Source organism: Nostoc sp., assembly GCF_036917515.1.
Lineage (GTDB): Bacteria > Cyanobacteriota > Cyanobacteriia > Cyanobacteriales > Nostocaceae > Nostoc.
Genome location: NZ_JBALDE010000257.1, coordinates 18,365 through 41,617 on the forward strand (window position 1 = coordinate 18,365; position 23,253 = coordinate 41,617).

Sequence of the window (23,253 nt, forward strand, 5' to 3'; positions counted from 1 at the left end):
GGAGGGTATTGGCTTTTTTGATGTGTGAGGAGCTATGCAGGTTCAGCGATCGCCTAATTTATTATCTTTTGTTGTCAGTTTATCTGGATGCATCACAAGTGTCTTGATGTCACTTGTTGCTCAACCTGTTTGGGCGCAAAGTACAAAAACTGCCCCTATTACAGCATCAACTGAGGCTAGTGCAGACTCTACTCAACTAATTACTAAAAAACAGGTTATTAAACCAATCAAAAAGATTCAGCAACTCAGCCAGATAACGCATTTTATCAGTAGCGCTCAACAGTTAGTACAGTCGCCAACACCAGTAACAGCGCCAACTCCTGAATTAGTTGAAGTGACTGGAGTTAAGGCAAATCTTACTTCTAAGGGTGTGGAGGTGATTTTGCAGACTAGCAAAGGGCAAGAGTTGCAAATCACAAACCGCAGTGCTGGCAATAATTTTATTGGTGATATTCCCAATGCTCAACTGCGTTTACTTAGTGGTGAGGCGTTCACATTCCGTTCCCAAAAACCAATTCAAGGGGTTATAGAAATCACAGTCACAAACTTTGATGCCAGTACTATCCGGGTGACGGTGACAGGTGAAGCGAGTTTGCCTGCTGTTGAGTTGTATGATAGTCCAGATGAGGGTCTTATATTCTCTGTGGCGACTGCTGCATCATCGGCACAACAACCTCAAACGCAACCTCAGCCGGACAATCAGACACAGCCAAGTCAACCATCGGCACAAAATGATGAACCGATTGAATTAGTGGTAACGGGTGAGCAAGATGGATATGGTACAACTGATGCTTCATCTGCAACTAGAACTGACACACCCATCCGCGATATTCCTCAATCCATTCAGGTAATTCCCCGCCAGGTGATTGAAGACCGAGTAGTTACCAACCCAGATGATACCGTCAGAACAGTCAGCGGTGTAATTCCCTCCAATCCTTCCTATGAAGCAGGGTTAAGTTCTTTTTCTATTCGGGGCTTTGACAGTGGCTCGAATATTCTCAGAAATGGTGTTAGAGACATCGATTTTGGCTCAATATCTAGAAACGATCTCACGAATATTGAGCGCGTTGAAATCTTGAAAGGCCCGGCTTCTGTGCTATATGGTCAGGGATCTTTAGGTGGTGCAGTTAATATTGTCACCAAACAGCCATTACGTGACCCTTTCTATAACCTTGAGTTTCTCGCTGGGAGTTATGACCTCTACCGAGGTCCAGTAGATTTTTCCGGACCACTCAATGATAGCCGCACTGTGCTATATCGTTTAAATGCTTTTTATCAAGACTCAAATACGTTTATTGACTTTAGTCGTAATAATCGTTGGTTGGTGAATCCGGTTGTTAGCTGGCAGATTAGCCCGAATACCAAACTTACCATTGAAGGAGATGTGTCGAAAACAGTAAGTCAAACTTCTGCCGGCTTACCTGCTGTGGGTACGGTGCTGCCCAATCCCAACGGTAAGATTCCCATCAATCGCTTTATAGGTGAGCCAGGTGACTTTGAGACTGCTTCGTTTGCCAGAATTGGGTATGACTTGCAGCATCAATTTAGCAAAAATTGGTCAGTACGAAATGTCTTTCGGTACGCAGTTTTAAAAAGAGGAGGGGGTGGATTTACTGCTGGTAGTAGCCTTGACCCTGATGGTCGAACTCTTAGCCGCTTTTACTTCGACGATCCAACTCCAAATACAGATGATACCGTAAACGGCTTTATTGTAGCGACTGACTTGACTGGTAAGTTTCAAACTGGGTCGATTAAGCATACACTTCTGTTTGGGACGGAGGTATATAACACCAAACGCACAAATAATGAGTATATCTTTGGCGAAGTTGCACCGCTTGATCTGTTTAACCCGGTGTATGGCTCTCCCAGAGGTGCTGTTGATAATAGAGGTAATAGTACTCAATCAAGCGGGTTTGTTGGGGTTTATCTTCAAGATCAGATTGCTTTAGTAGATAACTTGAAATTAGTGCTAGGCGGACGGTATGACTGGGCTAATCAGGACTCGAAGGATTTGCTCGCAGATACAAAAACCAGCCAATCTGATGAAGCATTTAGCCCACGGGTAGGAATTGTCTATCAGCCTATTGAGCCAATTTCTCTTTATGCTAGCTACAGTCGATCATTTAACCCCAACAGTGGCACTGATGCCAATGGCAATTTATTCGAGCCAGAAACTGGAACTCAGTATGAAGTGGGCATTAAGGGAGATTTGAGTAACAAACTGTCTGCAACTTTGGCACTGTTTGACTTGACTCGCTCTAACGTGCTGACGAGCGATCCCAATAATTCTAACTTTTCTATCCAAACTGGGAAACAACGCAGTCACGGCATTGAGTTGGACATTAGTGGTGAAATCTTGCCAGGATGGAGCATTGCAGCTGGTTATGCCTACATTGATGCTCGCATCAGCGAGGACACAGATTATGCTGTAGGAAACCGCTTGATTAATGCGCCAGAAAATTCCTTCGGTTTGTTCACATCCTATAAATTTCAATCCGGTAGTTTAGAAGGATGGGGGTTAGGCTTGGGTTTCTTCTATGTTGGCGAACGAGAAGGAGATTTGGATAATAATTTTACTCTACCAAGCTATTTTCGCACCGATGCTTCTATTTTCTACAAACGCGATCGCTTGCGAGCTGCTGTCAGTATCAAAAATCTCTTCAACGTTGATTACTACGAATCATCTTCTGACATTCTCAGAGTTTTTCCAGGCGAACCGTTGACGGTACAGGGCAGAATTTCGTGGCAGTTTTAATCCCAATAGAATACAAAGGAGTATTCTTTATGCACTCCAAAAAACTCCGAGACTTTGTATTCACACTACACCGTTATATCGGGTTAGCTATAGGTTTAATTGCAATTATTATCGGTCTAACGGGTAGTTTGTTAGTCTTTCATGATGAAATTAGTGAATTTTTATTGTATCGCCACATTGGAACGATTACTCCACAAGGCGATGCCTACGGCAACCCGAAGCGGGAACGCTTGCCTGTGGAAGTTATCCTCAATCAGGTGAAAACAGCTTATATAAATCAACCAGATGTTACAATCGATCGGATTTATATATCTGCAAAGCCAAATGCTCCTGCGATCGTTGTTCCCAGGAAACAGGAAAGTGATTTGGCTGAACTCTATGTCAATCCTTATACCGGAGCAATCATTGGTAACAGTCAGAAAATTTTTTCTGAGCGCTTTTTCTACTTTGTCTACGAACTCCACTACAGTTTATTAGCAGGCAAAACTGGATATGCGATCGCTGGGATAGCTGCCTTATTGATGTTTATCCTCAGTATTACAGGCATTGTCCTCTGGCCGGGTTGGAGAAAACTGCTTAATGGCTTCAAAATCAAACTTAATGCTCATCCAAAACGCATTAACTTTGATATTCACAAAGTTGCAGGTATTGTTACGGCTATATTTATTGTCCTTACAGGCTTCACTGGTTTCTGCTGGAATTTCTCTGATTTCACTAATCCGATAATTTATGCAGTCACATTTACCAACAAGTCAGCATCGGAACCAGTCTCTAAGCTGATTCCAGGTAAAACCCCATTGGAACTGACAGACCAACTAAAAACTGCTCGTGCTACGTTCCCAAATGCTATGCTGGGGACGATTTATTTTCCTCGTAAACCAGAAGATGCTTTGAGCATTCGTTTTAAATTGCCCCAGGATGATGATGAGAATGGGCAAAGCTATGTTTATCTCGACCAGTACAGTGGTAAAGTGTTGCGAGTGGATAACATATTAGAGATACCGTTGGGCGATCAAGTTCTCAACTCTTTTGAACCACTTCACTACGGCACTTTTGGCGGATTGCCTACGCGCATCCTCTATATCTTTGTTGGACTTGCACCATTAATTTTATTTATTACTGGCTTTGTGATGTGGTGGTATCGCAGAAGATCTACAAGCAAATTACTCAAAGAAGCGATATTTATAGAAACCTTAAGCAAAAACGCTCAAAAGTAGAAAAGCGATGTTTCGCACTCCTGACTATTATTTACCTGTTGTTAGCCACCGTTCCCCGATAAATCTAGCTGCCCATAGACATTGATATCAAATATAAATTGAATATTGATGTGGTTACTGGTATATCCTGTAGGCAAAGGTGCAAAGGGTGCAGATCGCTGTATAGCGTTGAGCGCCGCTTGATCAGTGACGCTGAATCCAGAGGTTTGTGCAAGTTGGAGATTGCTTAGTTGCCCGGAACGGTTAATAGTGAAGTGAAGTACTGTTCGCCGAGAAGACTCGGTTACTTCTGGTAGCCACTGCTGCTTGACTTGTTGCTGTAGTTGGTTTAAGTAAGAGGTGATATCTATATCTTGACTGCTGGCATCAATACCAGAAGGAGCTTGATTATCTCGGTTGGAATTAGGTAAAGCTGCTAGATAATTACCGTTAAAATTCCGACTAGATACACTTTGAGTACCACCCAGCAAGCTTGCTGCACCTGTTTTCAGAGATGACTGAGCTATAGGTGTTCGCCCACTTGAAAGTCTTCCCGACTGGCTTAACTTCTTATGATTGGGTACTGGTGATTTAATAGCAGGTGCAAGCGCTGTTTTTCGGGGTAGGGCTGAGGATGGTGTAGTATTAGGCGCTACTGCTATTTTTTTAGGTTTAGCTGCTAATGGTATTGTTGGTTTTGCGATCGCTGTTGGCTGTGGTTTAGCTGCTAGTGGTATTGTTGGTCTTGCGATCGCTGTTGGTTGTGGTTTAGCTGCTAATGGTATTGTTGGTCTTGCGATCGCTGTTGGCTGTGATTTAGCTGCTAATGGTATTGTTGGTTTTGCGATCAGTGTTGGTTGTGGTTTAGCTGCTAATGGTATTGTTGGTCTTGCGATCGCTGTTGGCTGTGATTTAGCTGCTAATGGTATTGTTGGTTTTGCGATCGCAGTTGGTTGTGGTTTAGCTGCTAATGGTATTGTTGGTCTTGCGATCGCTGTTGGCTCAACTTTGGGTGCTAATGGTATTGTTGGTCTTGCAATCACTGTTGGCTCAACTTTGGGTGCTAATGGTCTTGTTGGTCTTGCGATCGCTGTTGGCTCAACTTTGGGTGCTAATGGTCTTGTTGGTCTTGCGATCGCTGTTGGCTCAACTTTGGGTTGTTGAGGAGATAAATTTGGTGATTCCGCTTTCTGCTGCTTTAGTTCTGGCCGGAATCCCTCTGCTGAAGATAAGGTTGTTGAGTCAAAAGGACTCTTGCTAGAGGCTTTATGTGCATCTGAATTAGCTGAGTTCACCGCAGAAACAGGTTTTTTTGGTAAAGCTTTCCCACCTGCAATTGAATTTTTAGTAGCCCGGAATGAGGTTTTTTGGGGTATGTGTGTTTCATTGGGATAAACTTCAACTACCTCAATTGGAATCTCTTGCTTAGGCTCAGGCATAAAAGCTGTGAACCAATATTTGCTTCCGATCAGTAAAATAGAGTGTAGAAGAATGGAACTAACTAGACCTGGGAGGATATCGAGGAGGCCCATGCTCCGATAGCGTTGAAATTCATGAGAAAAAGCCATGTTATTGTGCTTTTGCGTGATAGATAACAGCCTCAACAGTCTATTTACTGTCTTCTAACCTAGAGGATATCGTATCTGATTCAAGCAAAACAAACGAGATATTGGATAATATCTTCCTCAACTCGATCGAGCCGAAATGGTCAACTGTACCGACTTCAGGACATTCGGCAACATACAAATCTTCTTTGTGAAGAATCGCAGTTAATGTTTTGGTCTTTATAGGGTTTTATTTTGATCTGGACAGTCGAGCGATGCCTACGGCAGCAAGCTACGCACTGCTTTTTCTAGCTTAACGCTAAAGTGTGATCGCATTACTTATTACCAAGGGAATTTTTCTTAGCGTAGTTGAAATTTCTTTGATATTCACTGATTTTTTGTTGAGCTACTACATAATTTGGGCTAGAAGATGGCACAGCTTTCATAAGTGCGATCGCAGCTTGCCACTGACTCACAACTATTTTCCACTCATCTGGAGATTTCGCAGATTGAGTCAGGTTAGCTGCATTAATTGCTTTACTTACTGCCTCTCGAAATGTATCAGCTTTAAGTAACACAGTCGGCGATTCTGAAGTCACTGATGAGGGTGTAACTAATACAGGCTTTGATGGTATTTGTGTTGAATTTTTAGAAGTTAGGGGGAATATTTCTACAAATCTTGAAGAAAAGTATATTCCTAGAAAAATTGAAAATATTATAAAAACGATTAACAACTTTTTATTTAAATTACGGTCTTTCCGTCGAATCTCAATAATTGTATATTTTTCAGTATTCGATAAAATCTTTGATTTTATTGTGTGTAAACCCATTTCTCCACGCAATCTATTAAGTTCTTTATCTGTATTAAAATTAATGTTTGGTTTATTAGTATCCTTTTCTTTGTTGCTAGAATGAGCAGATATTATTCTGTGCCTTACCAAATATTTAATTTGATAAATCAATGCACCTGCAAAAATATAGAATAATCCAAATATTAGTATTAGATTACTATTGATGTTTTCTATTTGTGTATAGTATTCAATTTGTCTGTCGTAACTAGGATGAAAGAATAGTAAAAGTATTATAGAAAATAAAGCTGCTATCAGTGTAGAAATTGCAATTACAAGCCAAGCGTACAATCCTTCCCACCAACTCATCATTCCTGGTAAGAATCCTTGTGTTCTACCTATTTCGGGTACTTGAATTTCTGATACCAATCGACTAATAAATAAGTATAAGTAGTGATGAGTCAAAGAAATTATCGGAATTGGAGATAAGATTAATAATATTGTAAATATAAAAAATAATTTCGGGCTGTGTACAAAATATACGATATCATAGCCTACCTTTCCAGTATTTTTGATGACAAATATAATAACTCTCAAAAATAGAGTCAAAATTAATGCTTTTAACCAAGAACTAGGATAAGGAAACCATAACGGCCAGTAAAAATTTTGTAGTTCTTGCTTAGTAACGTCCTGATTAGTCGGCTGTTTCATAACCAATAAATTCAAAAAATTGATAAATCATCGTCTATTTTATGGTTGATCATCTATACTTATAAGCAATTTTGTCGAAAATTTTATATCTCTATATTTAAATTTTAGTTAGTTTTTTATATTTCTATAAAAAATCTAGAAATGAGACTTTTTTGAGATTATTACATAAGGTAAATGAAATACTAACGTTCCTTAGTAATCACAGAACTACCATTAGTAATGCTTACTTTTTGAATAAACACGTCACGACAAGATGATAAAATATCAGTACTGATTTGATTAGCAATAAACTCAAAATCTTGATTTGTTAATCCTTGTACAGTATCGCCACTTAAATTAATACAAATAGTTAGGAATTGAGAATTCCTAGAAGACTCTTCATTATCTACTGCTTCTAGTTCAGCTTCTGCTATGCCCAAATCAAATTCTTGACTCCAAGCTGGAAACTCCTTACCCGTTTGTTGTCCATAAACTCTCACTATTTCAACAGATGCAGCCTCTAAAGCCGTTAAACCTTTGCGAATAAATGCAACTAAAATTTGCTGATTTGGTACTTCGGCAGATTCTAGCATTACCTCCAAGCAAGTATCTTGGAAAGTAACCTTTGCAGCGATTCCTTTGGGGTATAGGTGGCGGTTCATCAGAGATGCGATCGCTTCTGCATCTCCCTGTTTTGCAAGTTCCAGAATATTTGGCTGTATCATAACCAGTAAAAGGGAAAATCTAGAAAAATAAACTTATATTCTCAGGATTCCCTCTTGACAGCCTGAAGTAACATGATGATGCAAAATATCAGCTAACTTGGGCTAAAATATTTAGTATAAAGATAGTCATTCACAGACTTTTACAAAAATATATTTTTCCACATAAACTACAAAAACTCTTGTTTTTGTGCTTACCAAATTAACAAGATTAATATTAATCAGTTAATTCCAATTTTAAATATGAACTTTGATCGAGATCATGTTTGGCCTTCGACGCTAGAAGAAGCCATAGTTATCCAAGAAACGCTGCAAAATCAAGTAATTACTGAAGACCAACTGCAAGACCCTATCCAATACGTTGCTGGAGTGGATATGGGTTTTGAAGCTGATGGAACAATTAGCCGTGCAGCAGTCGCAGTCCTGAGTTTTCCTGATTTGCAAGTAATCGAGACAAGCCTAGCATATCGTCCTACAACCTTTCCTTATGTTCCTGGGTTCCTTTCATTTCGGGAAATTCCAGCTGTCCTTGATGCCTTAGAAAAGATTAAAACAACACCAAATATTATCTTGTGTGATGGTCAGGGAATTGCTCATCCCCGCAGATTAGGTATAGCTAGCCATTTAGGCTTACTTATAGATATGCCGACAATTGGTGTAGCTAAGTCGAGGTTGATAGGTAAGCATGAAGAATTGGCAGAAACCAAAGGTAGCACGCAACCACTGATATATAACGGTGAAACCATTGGGGCAGTTTTGCGATCGCGCACAGGAGTAAAACCTCTGTATATCTCCAGTGGTCATCGAATTAGTTTACCGACAGCGATTGACTATGTATTACGCTGTACACCCAAATATCGGCTGCCAGAAACTACACGCATCGCTGATAAACTAGCGTCGGCAAAATAAAGCTTGTTGAAGTTTTTTCTAAATACTTGCTTACACCGACTCAATCGTGTTAGGAATCGCACAGAAAGAAGTTGAAGTAGCTAAATACGATTTACAAAGTTAGAACAATGAACGCACTAACTTTACAGTGGCACGATGCAGGTCAAGATAAAACTCAGAATATTTACGAACAACAGCCAAGTCAAAATTATGGCACTGTCCGCATCGGTCGCGACCCTCTCCGGTGCGACATTGTTCTGAGTCACCCTACTGTCTCTGGTCTGCACGTTGAAATATTTTTTCATCACCAGCAACAGCGCTTTTATATTAGGAATTTGCGATCGCAAAATCCCCCCGTTGTTGATGGACGGCAATTAGTCCAAGGTGAAATGCCTTTAACTGAGGGCACTAGTATCTCTTTGGGACAAATAAAACTCAATGTTATAAGCGTTTCCACGGGTAGCATTCCAGCAACAATTTTGCTACCACCCAATCCAGCAGTAAATCTTAAACATCACCATCACCCACCAACACCCCCCGCACCACCACCAGGGGTTTATGGCTTAGAATGCCCCAAATGTCATAAAGTGTCCCCAGGAGAGAATCTACAAATTGGCTGTCATTGGTGTGGGACATCTTTAGCTGCGGCTGTGAGTGTGTTGGTAGAACCGGGTACTTAAGAAGGAGGGGCAGGAGAGAAATCAATTCAAAATTCAAAATTCAAAATTGAAGATTCAATCCCCATACTCAATGCCCAATGTCCAATGACTAATGACTAATGACTAATGACTAATGACCAATGACAAATGACAAATGACTTACAAATCCAATTGAGTTGGGAAGAACCAGCGACGGGTGAACGGCGAGAACCACTGTTAAGTATGCCGATTGCTTTTGGTCGAGAATTTGCTCGCTTACCTACTGAACTTAGGGGAGTACGCGTTTCTCGGATGCTACTTAACAGTAATGAAGTCTCTCGTTATCATGCCCTAATTGACTGGGAACAAGACCATTTAGTAGTGATTGACCAAGGTAGCGTTAACGGTGTCTATGTCAATGGTCAACCACAAACGCGCAGTGTTTTGGTTAATGGCGATACGTTACAAATTGGCCCATATTTGATCGCAGTGACATTTGGTGCTAACGCCTCTGCACCAGATACCACTCCCCCTTCAACGATTCACTTCAACGCAAAGACTAATCGCCCAGACCCCAGCTTACCTGTAGTTCAGCCGCTAACACCCGTGGTAAGTAATTTCCCACCATTGGCGTTTCAGGCCCAAAAGGTTTCTGTGCAAGCACTTCATGCTACGGGATTACCAGTAGATGAATCTGATTATCTAGCGATCGGGGCGGGATTGGGTAGCTTTTTATGGGCTGATTTGCTAAGAATTAGTGGTGTGGGTGCTGAGAAGATTGTGGCTTTGGGATTAGAGGCGGAACCTTATGCTCGTTACAAACGCCTCTGTTTGAATTCACAGATTCCCTTATATGAAAGATTGCGTTCTAATTCTGACTCTTGTCCCGATAATATTTGGGGTTGGCCTAGTTATGCCTTGCGTGAAGCTTGGAAAGACTTAGCCAAGGGAGAGATAAAGTCAGCATTCAAGTATTTATGGCAAGTGTTTGCCGAACCAACATTTGCAGAAACTTATACTCCTCGTGCGGGTAATGTCTTTGATTCCATCGACCGGGAGACGAAGCGCATTGGCTGGAATCAAATTTATCGCTATGGGCGAGTTAGGGTAATTCGCAAAACTGATGATGGCAGGTATTGCGTAGCCTATTCTCGCGGTCCAGGCAATTATGCTTTTTTAGTTAGTCGTTATTTACATTTAGCTACTGGGTATCCAGCAATTCAGTTTCTCCCAGATTTGCAAGCTTATAGAGAAAAATATCAAGATTTTACATCTGTCGTCAATGCTTATGAAGCCCACGATCGCGTTTATGAGCAACTAGAGCAACATGGTGGTACAGTATTGATTCGAGGGCGGGGAATTGTGGCTTCGCGGATTGTGCAGCGGATTTATGAAGCCAGAAAGCGAAATCGAAATATTGCAGTTTTGCATTTAATGCGATCGCCTAAACCCCAAGGCAACAAATTTCAAAAAGCCACGCGCCTAGTCAAAAATCATTACGAATTTCAACCCTTTAACTGGCCGAAAGCCTGTTGGGGCGGCGAACTCCGGGCAATGTTAGAAAAAGCTACCCCTGATGAGCGTAAGCGTTTACTAGCAGACTGGGGTGGAACTACCACCGCTGACCGCCACGACTGGCAGCAAATTACTGCTCAAGGGTTAAGCGAAGGCTGGTATCAAATTATCTTCGGTGAGGTTCTGGATGTAGAACGAGATGCCCAAAACCGGACTATTACCCGTATCCGAGAACAAAACTTTGGGGAAATGAAATTGTTAGCTGACTTTATTGTTGATGCTACCGGACTGGATGCCAAAATAGATGCCAATCCTCTGCTAGCAGATTTAGTGAAACATTACAACCTCCCAGTAAACCACCTGGGACGATTGACTGTAGCGAACAATTTTGAATTAGTAGAAATGCGTAGCGATCAAGGTCAAATGTATGCGGCTGGAGCTATTACTTTAGGTGGCCCTTATGCCGCAGTTGATAGTTTCTTGGGCTTACAATACGCCGCATTAGTCGCCGTTGATGGACTTGCCGCCGCTCGTGCGCCTGGAGTTCAAAGGTTGAATGTTGTAAGTTCCTTTAGGCAATGGTTGAAGTGGGTGTTAAATCAGTCACCTTAGTATTAGGAGGCAGAAGGGATAGAGTATTTATCTGGCTATTTTGAGTAGCAAATCCTAACTTCGAGGATAAAAGGTGCAACTTCGAGGATAAAAGGTGCAACTTCGAGGATAAAAGGTGCAACTTCGAGGATAAAAGGTGCAACTTCGAGGATAAAAGATGCAACGTTGAGGATAAAAGGCGCAACTTCGAGGATAAAAGGCTCAACGTTGAGGATAAAAGGCGCAACTTCGAGGATAAAAGGCTCAACGTTGAGAATAAAAGGTGCAACATTGAGGATAAAAGGCTCAACTTTGAGGTTCAGATGCTCAAGTGCGCTCGCTGATGAACTGCAACACCACTTAATGTTGTCATCATAAATTTATTTTTATTTAGCAGGAGAGTTAAAAATGAACAACTGGTATTTTAATTTCTAGCATTTCACTTTTTTATTAAGAAAGATGTGACTAATGTATAGTACCCCAGCATCGAATAGGGAGAGTGAGATAATTACTCTAATTTACTATTGGCTGAGGATCTGATGACTGAGCTATATGATACTATTGGCAGTGTTTACGAGCAGTTTAAAACTGTAGCCACATTGCCGATCGCCGAAAAATTTACACTATTTAAGATTCTTGGTAATTTTCAAGGGAAAACCATTCTAGACTTAGCCTGCGGTACTGGCTTTTATAGCAGATTGTTGAAAGAACAAGGATCTGCAAAAGTTGTTGGTGTAGACATATCAGAGGAAATGGTAAATGTTGCACGCCAGCAAGAGATGAAAAATCCACTTGGAAATGAATATCAAGTGTTAGATATTGCCAAACTGTACAAACTTGGCAGTTTTAATTTAGTTACTGCGGTTTATCTTCTTAATTATGCAGAAAACAAAGAGCATCTACTACAGATGTTTTGTAATATTCGCAAAAATATAGCGTCAAACGGGCGTTTTGTTGCCATCACGGTTAATCCGAATTTCTCTTGGAAGAAATCAAATTTGACAAAGTATGGACTTACCGTACTCAAACAAGAACCTTTGTCAGAAGGCTTTTATTCTGAAGCTGAATTTCACACAAATCCACCATTTATTATTAAATACTTTGGGTGGAGTCAATCTATTTACGAATCAGCTCTTACAGAAGCCGGGTTTAAGAAGTTTTCATGGCATCCTATAGAAATTCCAAAGCAAGCAATAGAACAGTACACAGAAGATTACTGGCAAGATTTTTTAGACAATTGCTTAATCATAGGTCTAAGTTGTGAGAATTAACCTAATTTTTCATGAGAAGTTCTTATTCTAGTAAGCTAATGCGCCTATATATTGCACAAACTCCGTATAGACCGTCATTAGTCATTAGTCATTTGTGTTTCTAAGAGGTTGTTTGAAAAGTGGTTGGCTGTGATTTTAATCACCCCCCTTAATCCCCCCGATGTATTGGGGGGAAACCGAAAAATCCAGTTCCCTCCCTTTGTAAAGGGAAGGGTTAGGGTGGGGTAAAAAATATTTAATACATCAATCATGACTTTTCAAACAACCTCTAAGCTCGACTTTATCCATAATTAAGAACTTGGTTTTCTTTATCTGGCAAAAATCCTAGCTTTTTGGCAAATATTTTTTCTACCTCACAGATTATCGATGAAGTTGAAAAAGTAAAACTCCCGTCTCGCAGAGGTTTCAACAATAGCTTGAGCGTTGCCAAAAAAATGGATAAAGTCGAGCTAAGGACAAATGACAAAGGACAACCCTCTCCTGAAGGAGACGCTGCGCGAACACTAATATTCGAGCATTCACCACACCTAAAATTAGGGGAGCCGTTCCGGTAAATTGGCGAATTACCCTTGATTCACCAAATGGCTGCTGGCAAATATCAATGGTAACGAGGAGGAGTTAGCTAATGAATAAAAATCCATCAACGCTGATTGCGTTGCGATCGCCTTGCAAGGAATGCGGTCATACAGGAGGACTGTTGATTAAACCACACCCTGCTCACCTCGGCTTGATCAAGTGTGACTGTTGTGACACTTATTAAGGCAAGGTAGGCAGCAGTTAAAAACTTTCTGCCAAAGTTGGTGTACTGTGCATCAGTTCACTCGCTCAAATTTTGGTGATGAGCAACTGAATGGTTGGTCGTACCTTAATGTCCGACAGGAGGTGCAACTTCAATATTTATCTTCATTTTTATTTCCCGACCTGCAAAACTTTTTTACGGCGCGCATTTGCCATCATTTTCTGAAATAAGACAAAGAACTCTAAGATTTAACTAAGAACTTGTCATTCACTTGCTCAAGAGAACTTGTGGGTCTCCCGTAAACCAAGTGGTGTCAATGGTTAGCCGACAAATGCGCCAATCTTTTCCGTCACGAATTAGATCGACATCGTAACGGTTTTTCATCAGGCAATGCCGTGAGTGGTCGTCTGGCGGCAGGTGTGTGGCTTCGACTAACGCCAGCATTTTGGCGGTATCTCCTTCAACACGAATGCGTGGGTTAGTCACCACATGGGTCGTGGTATGCGGTCCAGCAACGCTGATAATGTGTTGGACGATGTTTTCGCCGCCGATGAGAAGCGGAGGAAGCTCAAGACCCAGCTTACGCGCGACGGCACTGAAATCCACGACGGCATTCTCAGAAAAGGCAGAAGCAAATAGGGCTGCGTCGTTGAGGTCAATGCCGGCACCGTAACGATAAAGTGCATCGGCAATCCCTAGATAGTCTTGTACCGAGTCGGGAATAGTAGTTGCAGCAAGATTTGGGTCTGCTCCGGTAGTTAGATTTGTTTCTGGTGTGTTTATATTCTTTTCTGCAAATTGTTCATTCATAATATATTTCCTTTCTTTTATTTACCTTTTTCGAGATTGTCAACCTTGCTAACTGAATAATCTAGAATTATATTAGGATGCTTATGATACTAGTAAAGGTATTTCTGATCGTCATACTGTGTTAGCGGATAGCGCAATCCTAATCTCTTTCTAGAAAGAGAAATATATCTTTATAAATTGTTTAGATTAGCGATTATGAACCTTAAAGACATATCCCCAAATTTTCCCCGTCGTCAAATTCTCAAAACTGCTCTCACTTTTGTGACTGGCTTAACCACGACGTCACTGTTATCTTTTTTGATGACCAAATCCACAAAGCCAGCACAAGCAATTGTTGTGCAACGACCAAATGAATTTGAACTTGAGGGTAAAGGTACTCGCATCAAGTATTCAATCCTCAATGGAGTTCCACAACTTGATTACAAAACTAAAAATATTTCTGAGCATTTCAGTGGCGATCAAATTCAGACATTAGCTACTGATATCGGTACACTACTGACAATAATTATTAGCAGACCACCAAACCCTGATTTGGGAGGAAATATAGTTAAACTGAGCTTTCTCTTACCAATTATCAACCTACCAATTGGGACTCGAGAAACTCCTGTTCAAACCGAAGCCATTTTAACTACTGAAAGAACATCAGGAATTATTCGTACCCCTCTGTTTGGACAATTACAGTCATATCAAACTATAGTACTGAACGGAACCGCGAGATACCGCTAGATAGGTCTAATTTCTGAAATTAATTCTTTTGGAAAACAAATTATCAATTATCCCTTGACTCGCAATACAGTTCGGTTAAGAATATTTCCAGCGATCGCCCATCAATTCTAACTTCAAACAGCGATGTCTGACGACAAGCCGCTGCGTGTCTACGCTTTTTGTTATTTCTTCTTTGCCGCCCTTTGCGTCTTTTGCAGTTCAATTCTCATGCTAAGTGAGAAAGTGCGTAGGCGTAGCCCGCCGCAGGCATCGCTCCCTCATATCTAAAGTACAGTGAAAAATAGAGCGCAGGCGTAGCCCTTCGTAGACATTGCTTACCCATTCAAGTTCCAAACGCTAACTTCGAGGTTCAAAGAGTCAATAGTTAGTGCTTTTGACTCTAAGTAGAGGAATGCTCTCTAATCAACTGAGGATAAAATTATGCGAACAGTACCAATTTAATTACCAGAAACAGTATTTTCAGCAATTCGTAAAAATCCAGAAGAATTTATCCATTTACTCAAACAACAAGTAGGGGAATAGCGATCGCCACACACAGGCAATTCCCTCAATGGACAATAAAATTAAAATTGCCGCCGCGAGAATGATTTCAGTAGGGCTATATCCATCTCGCATCCAAGTAGATGGATTCTCTACGATGTTTGCGAGGCGGGGATTAATTGCGAAGTTTGGGTGATTTGATTGGAGTTGATTGGAGTTGTAAAGGCAGTTTTCACGGCTCGAACTTATTTTAAATGTTTCTATGAAAATGGTATTTATGCCAGAAGAATGAGGAAATTACCTAGAAATCGAGAGAAAGTAGAAATTAAGTAGAATCAAGAAGAAATCTCACAAGCTGTCTATGCAATGGGTTGATTTTTTAACCAATGAAGCTGCTACTCATAGTTTATCCCCAGAGCAAACGGCAGCTTTTGTAGAGCGTTTGAAAAATGAAAACTTAGGTAAGAGTCAGGTGAAACTTGCCAGTGAATTGAATATCGGTGTTGGTGTTTTCAAAAAGCTGATGACTAAGGTGTATAACAAGTTTGCTCAGAGTTATCCTGAGTTAGCGACTTCTAAGAGTCGGGGCAAACTAGAAAAGTTACGGGCTTGCCTGAGAGCAAAATATAATGACAAGCAAGACTTCGACGTGAGCACTCAGTCGAACGCTACCCACACCACAATTAAAGAAATTCATCAAAATATTCCCACTGCTGTTCCATTTAAAAGATTTGTGGGACGTGAGGCAGAACTACAAAACCTGCACTCCTCATTACAAACATCTCGGCAAGTTGCCATTGTAGCTGTGGCAGGTATGGGTGGTGTGGGAAAAACTCAACTGGCTACCCAATACGCCAAACAGTACTTGCAGAATTATCAAGGTGGGGTTTGCTGGTTATCAGCACAGGGAATTGATGTCGGAATTCAGATTCTCAGATTTGCCCAATTGAAATTTAACCTCATTGCACCGGATGAGTGGGAATTAGCAGATAGGCTGAAGTCCTGCTGGGAGAAGTGGCAACAAGGTGAGATGCTGCTGGTGTTTGATGATGTTACTGACTACGAAACACAGGTTCAGCCTTATCTACCCCCAGAATCACCCCGGTTTAAAGTATTGCTGACAACGCGCCAGGAATTTGATAGAACTTTGCCACAATTACGTTTGGATGTCCTCAAACCATTGGTGGCAATGAAATTATTAAAATCGCTGGTTGACAGGGAACGACTTAAAAACGAGGCTTGGGTTGCCAGAAGAATTTGTAAATTCTTGGGATATTTACCTTTGGCGTTAGAGTTAGTGGGGCGATATCTGGATACAATGCCAGATTTGTCTGTGGAGACACTACTAAAGCGACTAGAGAAAAAGCGACTAGAACACGAAGCAGTAGTTAAGGCTAACCCATTGATACGTTATGAATACGGCGTTGCTGAAGCTTTTGCATTGAGTTGGGAACAGTTAGATGAGAAAGCACAAGGCTTAGGCTGTTGGCTGAGTTTGTATGGCTTGGCTGACATTCCCTTATTTGTTGAAGCGATAGAAAATGAGGATGAACAAGAATTCTGGGAGAAAGCTACAACCCAGTTGCAAAAACTACATTTAATACAATGGCAGGCTAAAGGAATTTATAGTCTACATCCACTGATTCGGCAATTTTTCCAAATGAAGTTGGATGAGTCAACTGAGGCAGATAATGTGAAAACTGCTTTTGTGGCGCTGCTGGTAGAAGTGGCAAAGCAAATTCCTCAACAGCCTAACCCTGAAGATATTTTCAATCTCACTTCTGCTATCCCCCACATTGCAGAAATTGCAACCCATCTATCCCAGTATCTCAGTAACGAAGATTTAATTTGCCCTTTCACAGGCTTAGGCTGGTTTTATCAAAATCAAGGACTTTATCAGCAAGCAGAATCTTGGTACAAGCTATGTCAAGAGGTAGCTGAAAATCGTCTTGGTTTAGAACATGCCGATGTCGCCACTAGCTTGAACAATCTCGCAGAACTCTATCATTCTATCGGACGGTACAGCGAAGCCCAGGCCCTGTATCAGCAAGCTTTGTCACTGAGAAAACGCTTACTGGGAGATAACCATCCCGATGTCGTTACTAGCCTGAACAATCTCGCAGGACTCTACAAATCTACAAGACTCTACAGCAAAGCTAAACCCTTGTTTGAGCAAGCTTTGGAATTAAGCAAACGCTTACTAAAAGACAACCATCCCCTTGTCGTCACTAGCCTGAACAATCTCGCAGCACTTTATTATTCTATCGGACAGTACAGCGAAGCCGAACCCCTCTATCAGCAAGCTTTGTCACTGACAAAACGTTTACTGGGAGATAACCATCCCGATGTCGCTACTAGCCTGAACAATCTCGCAGTACTCTACGAATCTACAGGACGTTACAGCGAAGCCCAAGCCCTGTATCAGCAAGCTTTAGATTTGAGAAAACGCTTACTAAAAGACAACCATCCCGATGTCGCCACTAGCCTGAATAATCTCGCAGAACTTTACCGTTTTACAGAACGCTACAGCGAAGCCCAACCCCTGTATGAGCAAGCTTTAGAATTGAGAAAACGCTTACTAAAAGACAACCATCCCGATGTCGCCACTAGCCTGAATAATCTCGCAGAACTTTATCGTTTTACAGAACGCTACAGCGAAGCCGAACCTCTGTATGAGCAAGCTTTAGAATTGAGAAAACGCTTACTAAAAGACAACCATCCTGATATCGCCACTAGCCTGAACAATCTCGGATTACTCTACGGTTCTACAGAACGCTACAGCGAAGCCGAACCCCTGTATCTGCAAGCTTTAGATTTGAGAAAACGCTTACTGGGAGACAACCATCATCATGTCGCCAATAGTCTAAATAATCTGGCATTACTCTACAAATTTACAGGACGCTATAACGAAGCCAAACCCTTGTTTGAGCAAGCTTTGGCAATTTGTGAGCAGACTTTAGGTGTAGGTCATCCCAATACAATGACGATAAGGGGAAATTATGCAATTTTTTTAAGAGAAATATATCACTAGCGATCGCCTCCAGCATGCTACGTGATTGCACCTTTTCTCCCAAAATCACACCATAGCCCTTCACTTGTGGAAATCTTTGCCCAACTGCAAGCAAAAATTGATGCCACACAACAGTTGTAGTTTAAATTTTAGCAGCGATCGCCTATCAATTCTAACTGCAGAAATCGCTGGACTAACTTGTGCTGAATTTATTAATGCCTGATCACCCTACCAAGTAGATTTTATGCAATATACGACTCAATAGTTAGCCTAGTAACTGGCAAATGTCGATTAATCATGTAATTACTAATTCTTCACCTTTAATTGTTCTTTTAAAAAGTCAACAAGCAAAATTAATTCCACAATTATTCACATAAATTTTAGTTTCATTAGGTGTTTTTGAATAAGTCACAACAAAATATGATGTTGCATCAACACAGTTATTCAGTATTTCTTGGATACAAATAATAGAAGTTAATCCTATTGCACCTGAAATCGCAGCTTGGGATTTGGGAAAGGGAGAATCACAAGTATTAAGTTTGGCATTAAAAAATTCAGACTGCACTGCTATTGTTGACGATAGAGCAGCACGGCGTTGTGATCAAGCTTTAAGTATTAATACTATCGGAACCAGAGGCTAGCTGATATTAGCAAAAAGACGTGGACTAATCCCAAGCATATCTCCTGAAATTCAAGCTTTGCGCAACGCTGGTTTGTGGTTATCTGATAGTTTGGTCAATTTACTCAAACAACAAGCAGAGGAATAGCGATCGCCCATCAATTCTAACTTCAAACTAGCGATGTCTGACGACAAGCCGCTGCGTGTCTACGCTCCCTTTTCTCTCTTCCTCCGTGCCCTCTGCGCCTCTGCGGTTTAATTCTCATGCTAAGTAACAAAGTGTGTAGCTGTAGCCCGTCGTAGATATCGCCTATCCATTTTGAGTACAAAACTTGAAACTTGAACTTCAAAAGCTCAAATAGCGATGCCTAAAGGCAGCCACTGCTTTTAAATATTTCTATACAAATGGTATTTTTACTTAAAAGAGAGGAGATTACCCCATGAGACAAAGCTAGAATAAAAATAAATTTTACAAGCTGTTTATGCAATGGGCTAATTTTCTAGCCGAAGAAGCTGCTACGAATGGCTTATCTCTAGAGCAAACGGCAGCTTTTGCAAAATATTTTAAGACAGAAAACTTAGGTAAAACTAAAGTTAAACTTGCCACCGAATTAAACGTTGATATTGCTGCTTTCACAAAGTGGATGGGTGAGGTATATGACAAGTTTGCCCAGAATAATCCTGAGTTAGCGACTTTCAACAATCGAGACAAACTAGAAAAGTTACAAGCTTACCTAAGCACAAAATATAATAGCGAATTGGATATCCTCAAACCATTGGCGGCGATGAAATTATTAAAATCACTAGTGGTTCGGGAACGACTGCAACAAGAAGCTTGGGTTGCCAGAAGAATTTGTAAATTTTTGGGATATTTACCTTTAGCGTTAGAGTTAGTGGGACGATATTTGGATACAATGCCAGATTTGTCTCTGGAAACACTGCTGAAGCAGCTAGAGAAGAAACGAGTGGAACATGAACTAGTAGTCAATGCTAACTCATTGATGCTTGATGAATACGGTATAGTTGAAGCTTTTGAATTGAGCTGGGAACAGTTGGATGAAAATGCCCAAAGCTTTGGCTGTTTGCTAAGTTTGTGTGCTTTAGCTGACATTCCTCTATCTGTTGAGACAATAGAAGAAAACAAAAAACAACAACTCAACGAGAAAGCCATAGTCGATTTACTGGAATTGCATTTGCTACAACAGAAAAGTAAAGGAATTTATCGTCTAAATCCACAGATTCGGCGACTTTTCCGAATGAAGTTGGATAAGTCAAGTGAAGCGGATGAAGCAAAAACTAGATTTGCAGCCATGATGTTAGAGGTAGCAAAGCTAATTCCGCAACAGCTTAACCCTGAAGATATTCTCAACCTCACTCCACATATCCCGCATATTACAGAAGTTGCAACCCACCTATCCGAATATCTGGGCGATGAAAATCTAATTACTCTGTTTTCCAAATTAGCTTGGTTTTATCAAGCTCAAGGACTTTATCAGCAAGCAGAACCTTGGTTGAAACGGTGTTTAGAACTAACTCAAAATCGTCTTAGTTTAGAACATATCGATGTCGCCACTAGTCTAAATAATTTAGCATTACTCTACGAAACTACAGGACGCTACAAAGAAGCCGAACCCTTGCTTGAAAAAGCTTTAGCACTGAGAAAACGCTTGCTAGGAGAAGAACATACCGATGTCGCCACTAACCTAAGCTATTTAGCATTAATCTACGAATCTACAGGACGCTATAGCGAAGCCGAACTTTTGTATCAGCAAGCTTTAGAACTGTGGAAACGCCTAGTGGGAGAAGAACATCACCATGTTGCCACGAGTCTGAACAATTTAGGAGCATTGTACTGTTATACAAGACGCTACAGTGAAGCTGAACCCTTACTCAAGCAAGCATTAAAACTGAGAAAACGCCTGCTGGGAGATAACCATCCCGATGTTGCCACCAGCTTGAACAATTTAGCACAACTTTACGAATCTACAGGAAGTTACAAGCAAGCCGAACCTTTGTATCAGCAAGCTTTAGAACTGAGTAAACGCCTGCTGGGAAATAACCATCCCGATGTCGCTATTAGCCTGAACAATCTAGCAGCACTTTACCGTTATACAAGACGTTACAGGAAAGCCAAACCTTTATTTGAGAAAGCTTTGAAAATTTGTGAACGGACTTTAGGTATAAGTCATCCTACAACTATGACGGTTCGGGCAAATTATGCCAGCTTTTTAAAAGAAGCATATCACTAGCGATTGCCTCCGGCACGCTACGCGAACGCTGCGCATAATTCGTAATTTGTAATTCGTTAAAAAAATATCCCCCTCTCCTAGCGAAGAAGGGGTTATGATTTACTTACATCCTAAAGATTTGCGAGTCTCCACACCAGTTTTAGAATTCACACCACTTGCCTTAACACAAAGCTTTTTCACTTGTATCCCATCTAAAATTGCATTTGTAAAATCAGTACCTGTGATATCTACGCCATCAAAAGTAGAACGCAACATCATTGCATCAGTCAACACAGCATCACTTAAATCAGCATCCTTAAACCTTGTTAGATAGGCTATGCCTTCACTAAAATCAGCACCATGCAGATTTACTCCCTCCAATACGCTACTGTTAAATACGCCACCACGTAAGTCAGCATTGCTAAAATTAGCATTCTCTAATTTGAGATTGGTAAACTCAGTACCAATTAAGCTTTGACCAGAGTAATCCTTGCCCTTAAGTTCATCATTACCCACAGAACGGGTAATACTGGAAGAACTTGCAGCTTGCGCCGATAGGGGAAACAAAAAAAGAACCATAGCTAAGACAAAGCTAGCTAACAGTCGCCAATATTTCATAATCTCTTCTTAATAAATCTCAACACTTCACCATTAACTATTAAACCTTACAGAAGGGAATAGGATGCAGGTTACAGGGTACAGATTATTTCCTATCACCTGTCACCTATCCCCTATCACCTCTTCCCTAATCTCTCGTAGGATGATAGATGTTGAGGTGCGATCGCAATAATTACCTGTGGCTAATCAAGAAGACAACGCCCAATTTCTGGCGCGAACCCATTTATATCAACTGGGTGTAGAACTCAAAGCACGCCTTACCAGCTTTGGCGGCTGGGAAATGCCCGTGCAATTTAGTGGAATTAGCCGCGAACACGAGGCTGTAAGAAATACAGCCGGAATGTTCGATATTTCCCACATGGGCAAATTTACTCTCCAAGGTAAAAACCTGATTTCCCAACTCCAGCCACTAGTGCCTTCCGACTTAAGTCGTTTGCAACCCGGCCAAGCACAATACACCGTATTGTTAAATCCCCAAGCCGGAATTATTGACGACATCATTGTTTATTATCAAGGTGAAGACACCACTGGTATACAAAAGGCATTGATCATAGTCAATGCAGCAACTTCTGGTAAAGATAAAGCATGGCTATTGCAACACCTTGACCAAGATAAATTACAATTCCAAGACCTTTCACCAGATAAAGTCTTAATTGCCGTGCAAGGGCCAAAAGCGATTAAATATCTCCAACTGTTAGTGCAAGAAGACTTACAAACAATTAAAGCCTTCGGACATTTAGAAGCAACCCTACTAGGTAAACCTGCCTTTTTGGCCCGCACGGGTTACACCGGAGAAGATGGCTTTGAGGTGATGGTAGACCCGAATGTGGGAGTAGAATTGTGGCAAACTCTCCATAAAAGTGGTGTTATCCCCTGTGGACTCGGTGCGAGAGACACTCTGCGGCTAGAAGCAGCAATGGCACTTTACGGACAAGATATTGATGACATCACCACACCCTTAGAAGCAGGTTTGGGATGGCTAGTTCATTTAGATGCTAAAGGCGATTTTATTGGTCGGGAAGTTTTAGCACAACAAAAAGCGACTGGAGTGCATCGCCGATTGGTGGGTTTGCAAACCCAAGCACGCAATATAGCCCGTCACGGCTATCAAGTGTTATCCGCAGGTAAAGTTGTGGGAGAAGTTACTAGTGGCACCCTGTCACCTACACTTGGCTATCCCATTGCCTTAGCTTACATTTCCACCCAGCTAGCAACTGTCGGTCAGCAGCTAGAAGTCGAAATTCGCGGCAAAGCTTATCCAGCAGTTGTAGTTAAACGTCCCTTTTATCGGTCAAAAAATCGTGTTGCCAACTGATAAGCGCCGAAGTTTTTGAGGAATAATGTGTTGTGAGTTATTCAACTACACTAAGGTTCATTACCAGATATGACTTGGATGACTGTTAGGGAAATAATTTTTTTGATAAG

General features: G+C 41.2%; 18 protein-coding genes. 12 read left to right on the top strand and 6 right to left on the bottom strand.

The genetic code is table 11. From position 1 onward, the window contains the following. The first annotated feature begins 34 nt into the window (after window positions 1-34). Both V7K89_RS32920 and V7K89_RS32925 read left to right on the top strand, forming a co-directional pair. The gene (locus tag V7K89_RS32920; RefSeq protein WP_335194897.1) at window positions 35-2,755 is read left to right on the top strand and encodes a TonB-dependent siderophore receptor; all 2,721 of its coding nucleotides are present in this window, start codon (window positions 35-37) and stop codon (window positions 2,753-2,755) included. Window positions 2,756-2,784: 29 nt separating this feature from the next. Further along, on the top strand, window positions 2,785-3,972 hold the full coding sequence (locus V7K89_RS32925; RefSeq protein ID WP_335194899.1) for a PepSY-associated TM helix domain-containing protein: 1,188 nt from the start codon (window positions 2,785-2,787) through the stop codon (window positions 3,970-3,972). A 41-nt stretch (window positions 3,973-4,013) separates the two neighbouring features. Here V7K89_RS32925 and V7K89_RS32930 read toward each other — a convergent pair whose 3' ends face one another. The 3 genes from V7K89_RS32930 to V7K89_RS32940 all read right to left on the bottom strand — a co-directional run bounded on the left by V7K89_RS32930 (window position 4,014) and on the right by V7K89_RS32940 (window position 7,698). Next, entirely contained in the window at window positions 4,014-5,390 is a 1,377-nt protein-coding gene (locus tag V7K89_RS32930; protein WP_335194900.1) for an energy transducer TonB family protein, read from the bottom strand. Window positions 5,391-5,830: 440 nt separating this feature from the next. Further along, on the bottom strand, window positions 5,831-6,994 hold the full coding sequence (locus V7K89_RS32935; RefSeq protein WP_335194902.1) for a hypothetical protein: 1,164 nt from the start codon (window positions 6,992-6,994) through the stop codon (window positions 5,831-5,833). Window positions 6,995-7,176: 182 nt separating this feature from the next. Next, a complete protein-coding gene (locus V7K89_RS32940; protein WP_335194904.1) occupies window positions 7,177-7,698 on the bottom strand; it encodes a hypothetical protein in 522 nt (173 codons plus the stop codon). 240 nt (window positions 7,699-7,938) lie between these two features. Between V7K89_RS32940 and nfi the strand changes: the two genes are divergently transcribed. The 5 genes from nfi (at window position 7,939) to V7K89_RS32965 (ending at window position 13,358) form a co-directional block, all read left to right on the top strand. Further along, the gene (gene nfi, locus V7K89_RS32945) at window positions 7,939-8,604 is read left to right on the top strand and encodes a deoxyribonuclease V (protein WP_335194906.1); all 666 of its coding nucleotides are present in this window, start codon (window positions 7,939-7,941) and stop codon (window positions 8,602-8,604) included. Window positions 8,605-8,711: 107 nt separating this feature from the next. Further along, window positions 8,712-9,263: an FHA domain-containing protein gene (locus V7K89_RS32950; protein WP_335194908.1), complete on the top strand. Its 552-nt coding sequence runs from the start codon at window positions 8,712-8,714 to the stop codon at window positions 9,261-9,263. Between the two features lie 126 nt (window positions 9,264-9,389). Continuing rightward, on the top strand, window positions 9,390-11,348 hold the full coding sequence (locus tag V7K89_RS32955; RefSeq protein ID WP_335194910.1) for an FHA domain-containing protein: 1,959 nt from the start codon (window positions 9,390-9,392) through the stop codon (window positions 11,346-11,348). 503 nt (window positions 11,349-11,851) lie between these two features. Continuing rightward, the gene (locus V7K89_RS32960; RefSeq protein ID WP_335194912.1) at window positions 11,852-12,598 is read left to right on the top strand and encodes a class I SAM-dependent methyltransferase; all 747 of its coding nucleotides are present in this window, start codon (window positions 11,852-11,854) and stop codon (window positions 12,596-12,598) included. A 625-nt stretch (window positions 12,599-13,223) separates the two neighbouring features. Beyond that, complete coding sequence (locus V7K89_RS32965; protein WP_335194914.1) at window positions 13,224-13,358, top strand: hypothetical protein; 135 nt, start codon at window positions 13,224-13,226, stop codon at window positions 13,356-13,358. 246 nt (window positions 13,359-13,604) lie between these two features. Here the strand turns inward: V7K89_RS32965 and V7K89_RS32970 are convergent, their stop codons facing one another. Beyond that, on the bottom strand, window positions 13,605-14,147 hold the full coding sequence (locus tag V7K89_RS32970; protein WP_335194915.1) for a nuclear transport factor 2 family protein: 543 nt from the start codon (window positions 14,145-14,147) through the stop codon (window positions 13,605-13,607). 195 nt (window positions 14,148-14,342) lie between these two features. Here V7K89_RS32970 and V7K89_RS32975 point away from each other — a divergent pair, with 195 nt between their 5' ends. After that, window positions 14,343-14,873 (top strand): hypothetical protein, encoded by a 531-nt coding sequence (locus tag V7K89_RS32975; protein WP_335194917.1) that lies wholly within the window; start codon window positions 14,343-14,345, stop codon window positions 14,871-14,873. Between the two features lie 43 nt (window positions 14,874-14,916). On the opposite strand, the gene V7K89_RS32980 is transcribed toward V7K89_RS32975, so the two are convergent. Next, window positions 14,917-15,075, bottom strand: coding sequence for a hypothetical protein (locus tag V7K89_RS32980; protein ID WP_335194919.1), 159 nt, complete (start codon window positions 15,073-15,075; stop codon window positions 14,917-14,919). Between the two features lie 639 nt (window positions 15,076-15,714). Here V7K89_RS32980 and V7K89_RS32985 point away from each other — a divergent pair. The 3 genes from V7K89_RS32985 to V7K89_RS32995 all read left to right on the top strand — a co-directional run bounded on the left by V7K89_RS32985 (window position 15,715) and on the right by V7K89_RS32995 (window position 21,231). Then, window positions 15,715-18,384, top strand: a complete 2,670-nt coding sequence (locus tag V7K89_RS32985; protein WP_335194921.1) for a tetratricopeptide repeat protein — start codon at window positions 15,715-15,717, stop codon at window positions 18,382-18,384. 623 nt (window positions 18,385-19,007) lie between these two features. Next, a complete protein-coding gene (locus V7K89_RS32990; RefSeq protein ID WP_335194973.1) occupies window positions 19,008-19,130 on the top strand; it encodes a DUF3368 domain-containing protein in 123 nt (40 codons plus the stop codon). A gap of 334 nt (window positions 19,131-19,464) precedes the next feature. Continuing rightward, a complete protein-coding gene (locus V7K89_RS32995; protein ID WP_335194923.1) occupies window positions 19,465-21,231 on the top strand; it encodes a tetratricopeptide repeat protein in 1,767 nt (588 codons plus the stop codon). A 99-nt stretch (window positions 21,232-21,330) separates the two neighbouring features. On the opposite strand, the gene V7K89_RS33000 is transcribed toward V7K89_RS32995, so the two are convergent. Next, on the bottom strand, window positions 21,331-21,828 hold the full coding sequence (locus tag V7K89_RS33000) for a pentapeptide repeat-containing protein (protein WP_335194925.1): 498 nt from the start codon (window positions 21,826-21,828) through the stop codon (window positions 21,331-21,333). Window positions 21,829-22,006: 178 nt separating this feature from the next. On the opposite strand from V7K89_RS33000, the gene gcvT reads away from it, so the two are divergent. Continuing rightward, the gene (gcvT, locus tag V7K89_RS33005; protein WP_335194927.1) at window positions 22,007-23,143 is read left to right on the top strand and encodes a glycine cleavage system aminomethyltransferase GcvT; all 1,137 of its coding nucleotides are present in this window, start codon (window positions 22,007-22,009) and stop codon (window positions 23,141-23,143) included. The last annotated feature ends 110 nt before the right edge of the window (window positions 23,144-23,253 follow it).

What these genes read in the sequence shown, in the direction of transcription:
- V7K89_RS32955 (WP_335194910.1), top strand. Translation starts at nt 9,390, where the DNA reads ATGACAAATGACTTACAAATCCAATTGAGTTGGGAAGAACCAGCGACG.
- nfi (WP_335194906.1), top strand. Translation starts at nt 7,939, where the DNA reads ATGAACTTTGATCGAGATCATGTTTGGCCTTCGACGCTAGAAGAAGCC.
- V7K89_RS33000 (WP_335194925.1), bottom strand. Translation starts at nt 21,828, where the DNA reads ATGAAATATTGGCGACTGTTAGCTAGCTTTGTCTTAGCTATGGTTCTT.
- V7K89_RS32965 (WP_335194914.1), top strand. Translation starts at nt 13,224, where the DNA reads ATGAATAAAAATCCATCAACGCTGATTGCGTTGCGATCGCCTTGCAAG.
- V7K89_RS32985 (WP_335194921.1), top strand. Translation starts at nt 15,715, where the DNA reads ATGCAATGGGTTGATTTTTTAACCAATGAAGCTGCTACTCATAGTTTA.
- V7K89_RS32950 (WP_335194908.1), top strand. Translation starts at nt 8,712, where the DNA reads ATGAACGCACTAACTTTACAGTGGCACGATGCAGGTCAAGATAAAACT.
- V7K89_RS32940 (WP_335194904.1), bottom strand. Translation starts at nt 7,698, where the DNA reads ATGATACAGCCAAATATTCTGGAACTTGCAAAACAGGGAGATGCAGAA.
- V7K89_RS32975 (WP_335194917.1), top strand. Translation starts at nt 14,343, where the DNA reads ATGAACCTTAAAGACATATCCCCAAATTTTCCCCGTCGTCAAATTCTC.
- V7K89_RS32930 (WP_335194900.1), bottom strand. Translation starts at nt 5,390, where the DNA reads ATGCCTGAGCCTAAGCAAGAGATTCCAATTGAGGTAGTTGAAGTTTAT.
- V7K89_RS32970 (WP_335194915.1), bottom strand. Translation starts at nt 14,147, where the DNA reads ATGAATGAACAATTTGCAGAAAAGAATATAAACACACCAGAAACAAAT.
- V7K89_RS32995 (WP_335194923.1), top strand. Translation starts at nt 19,465, where the DNA reads ATGCAATGGGCTAATTTTCTAGCCGAAGAAGCTGCTACGAATGGCTTA.
- V7K89_RS32920 (WP_335194897.1), top strand. Translation starts at nt 35, where the DNA reads ATGCAGGTTCAGCGATCGCCTAATTTATTATCTTTTGTTGTCAGTTTA.
- V7K89_RS32935 (WP_335194902.1), bottom strand. Translation starts at nt 6,994, where the DNA reads ATGAAACAGCCGACTAATCAGGACGTTACTAAGCAAGAACTACAAAAT.
- V7K89_RS32925 (WP_335194899.1), top strand. Translation starts at nt 2,785, where the DNA reads ATGCACTCCAAAAAACTCCGAGACTTTGTATTCACACTACACCGTTAT.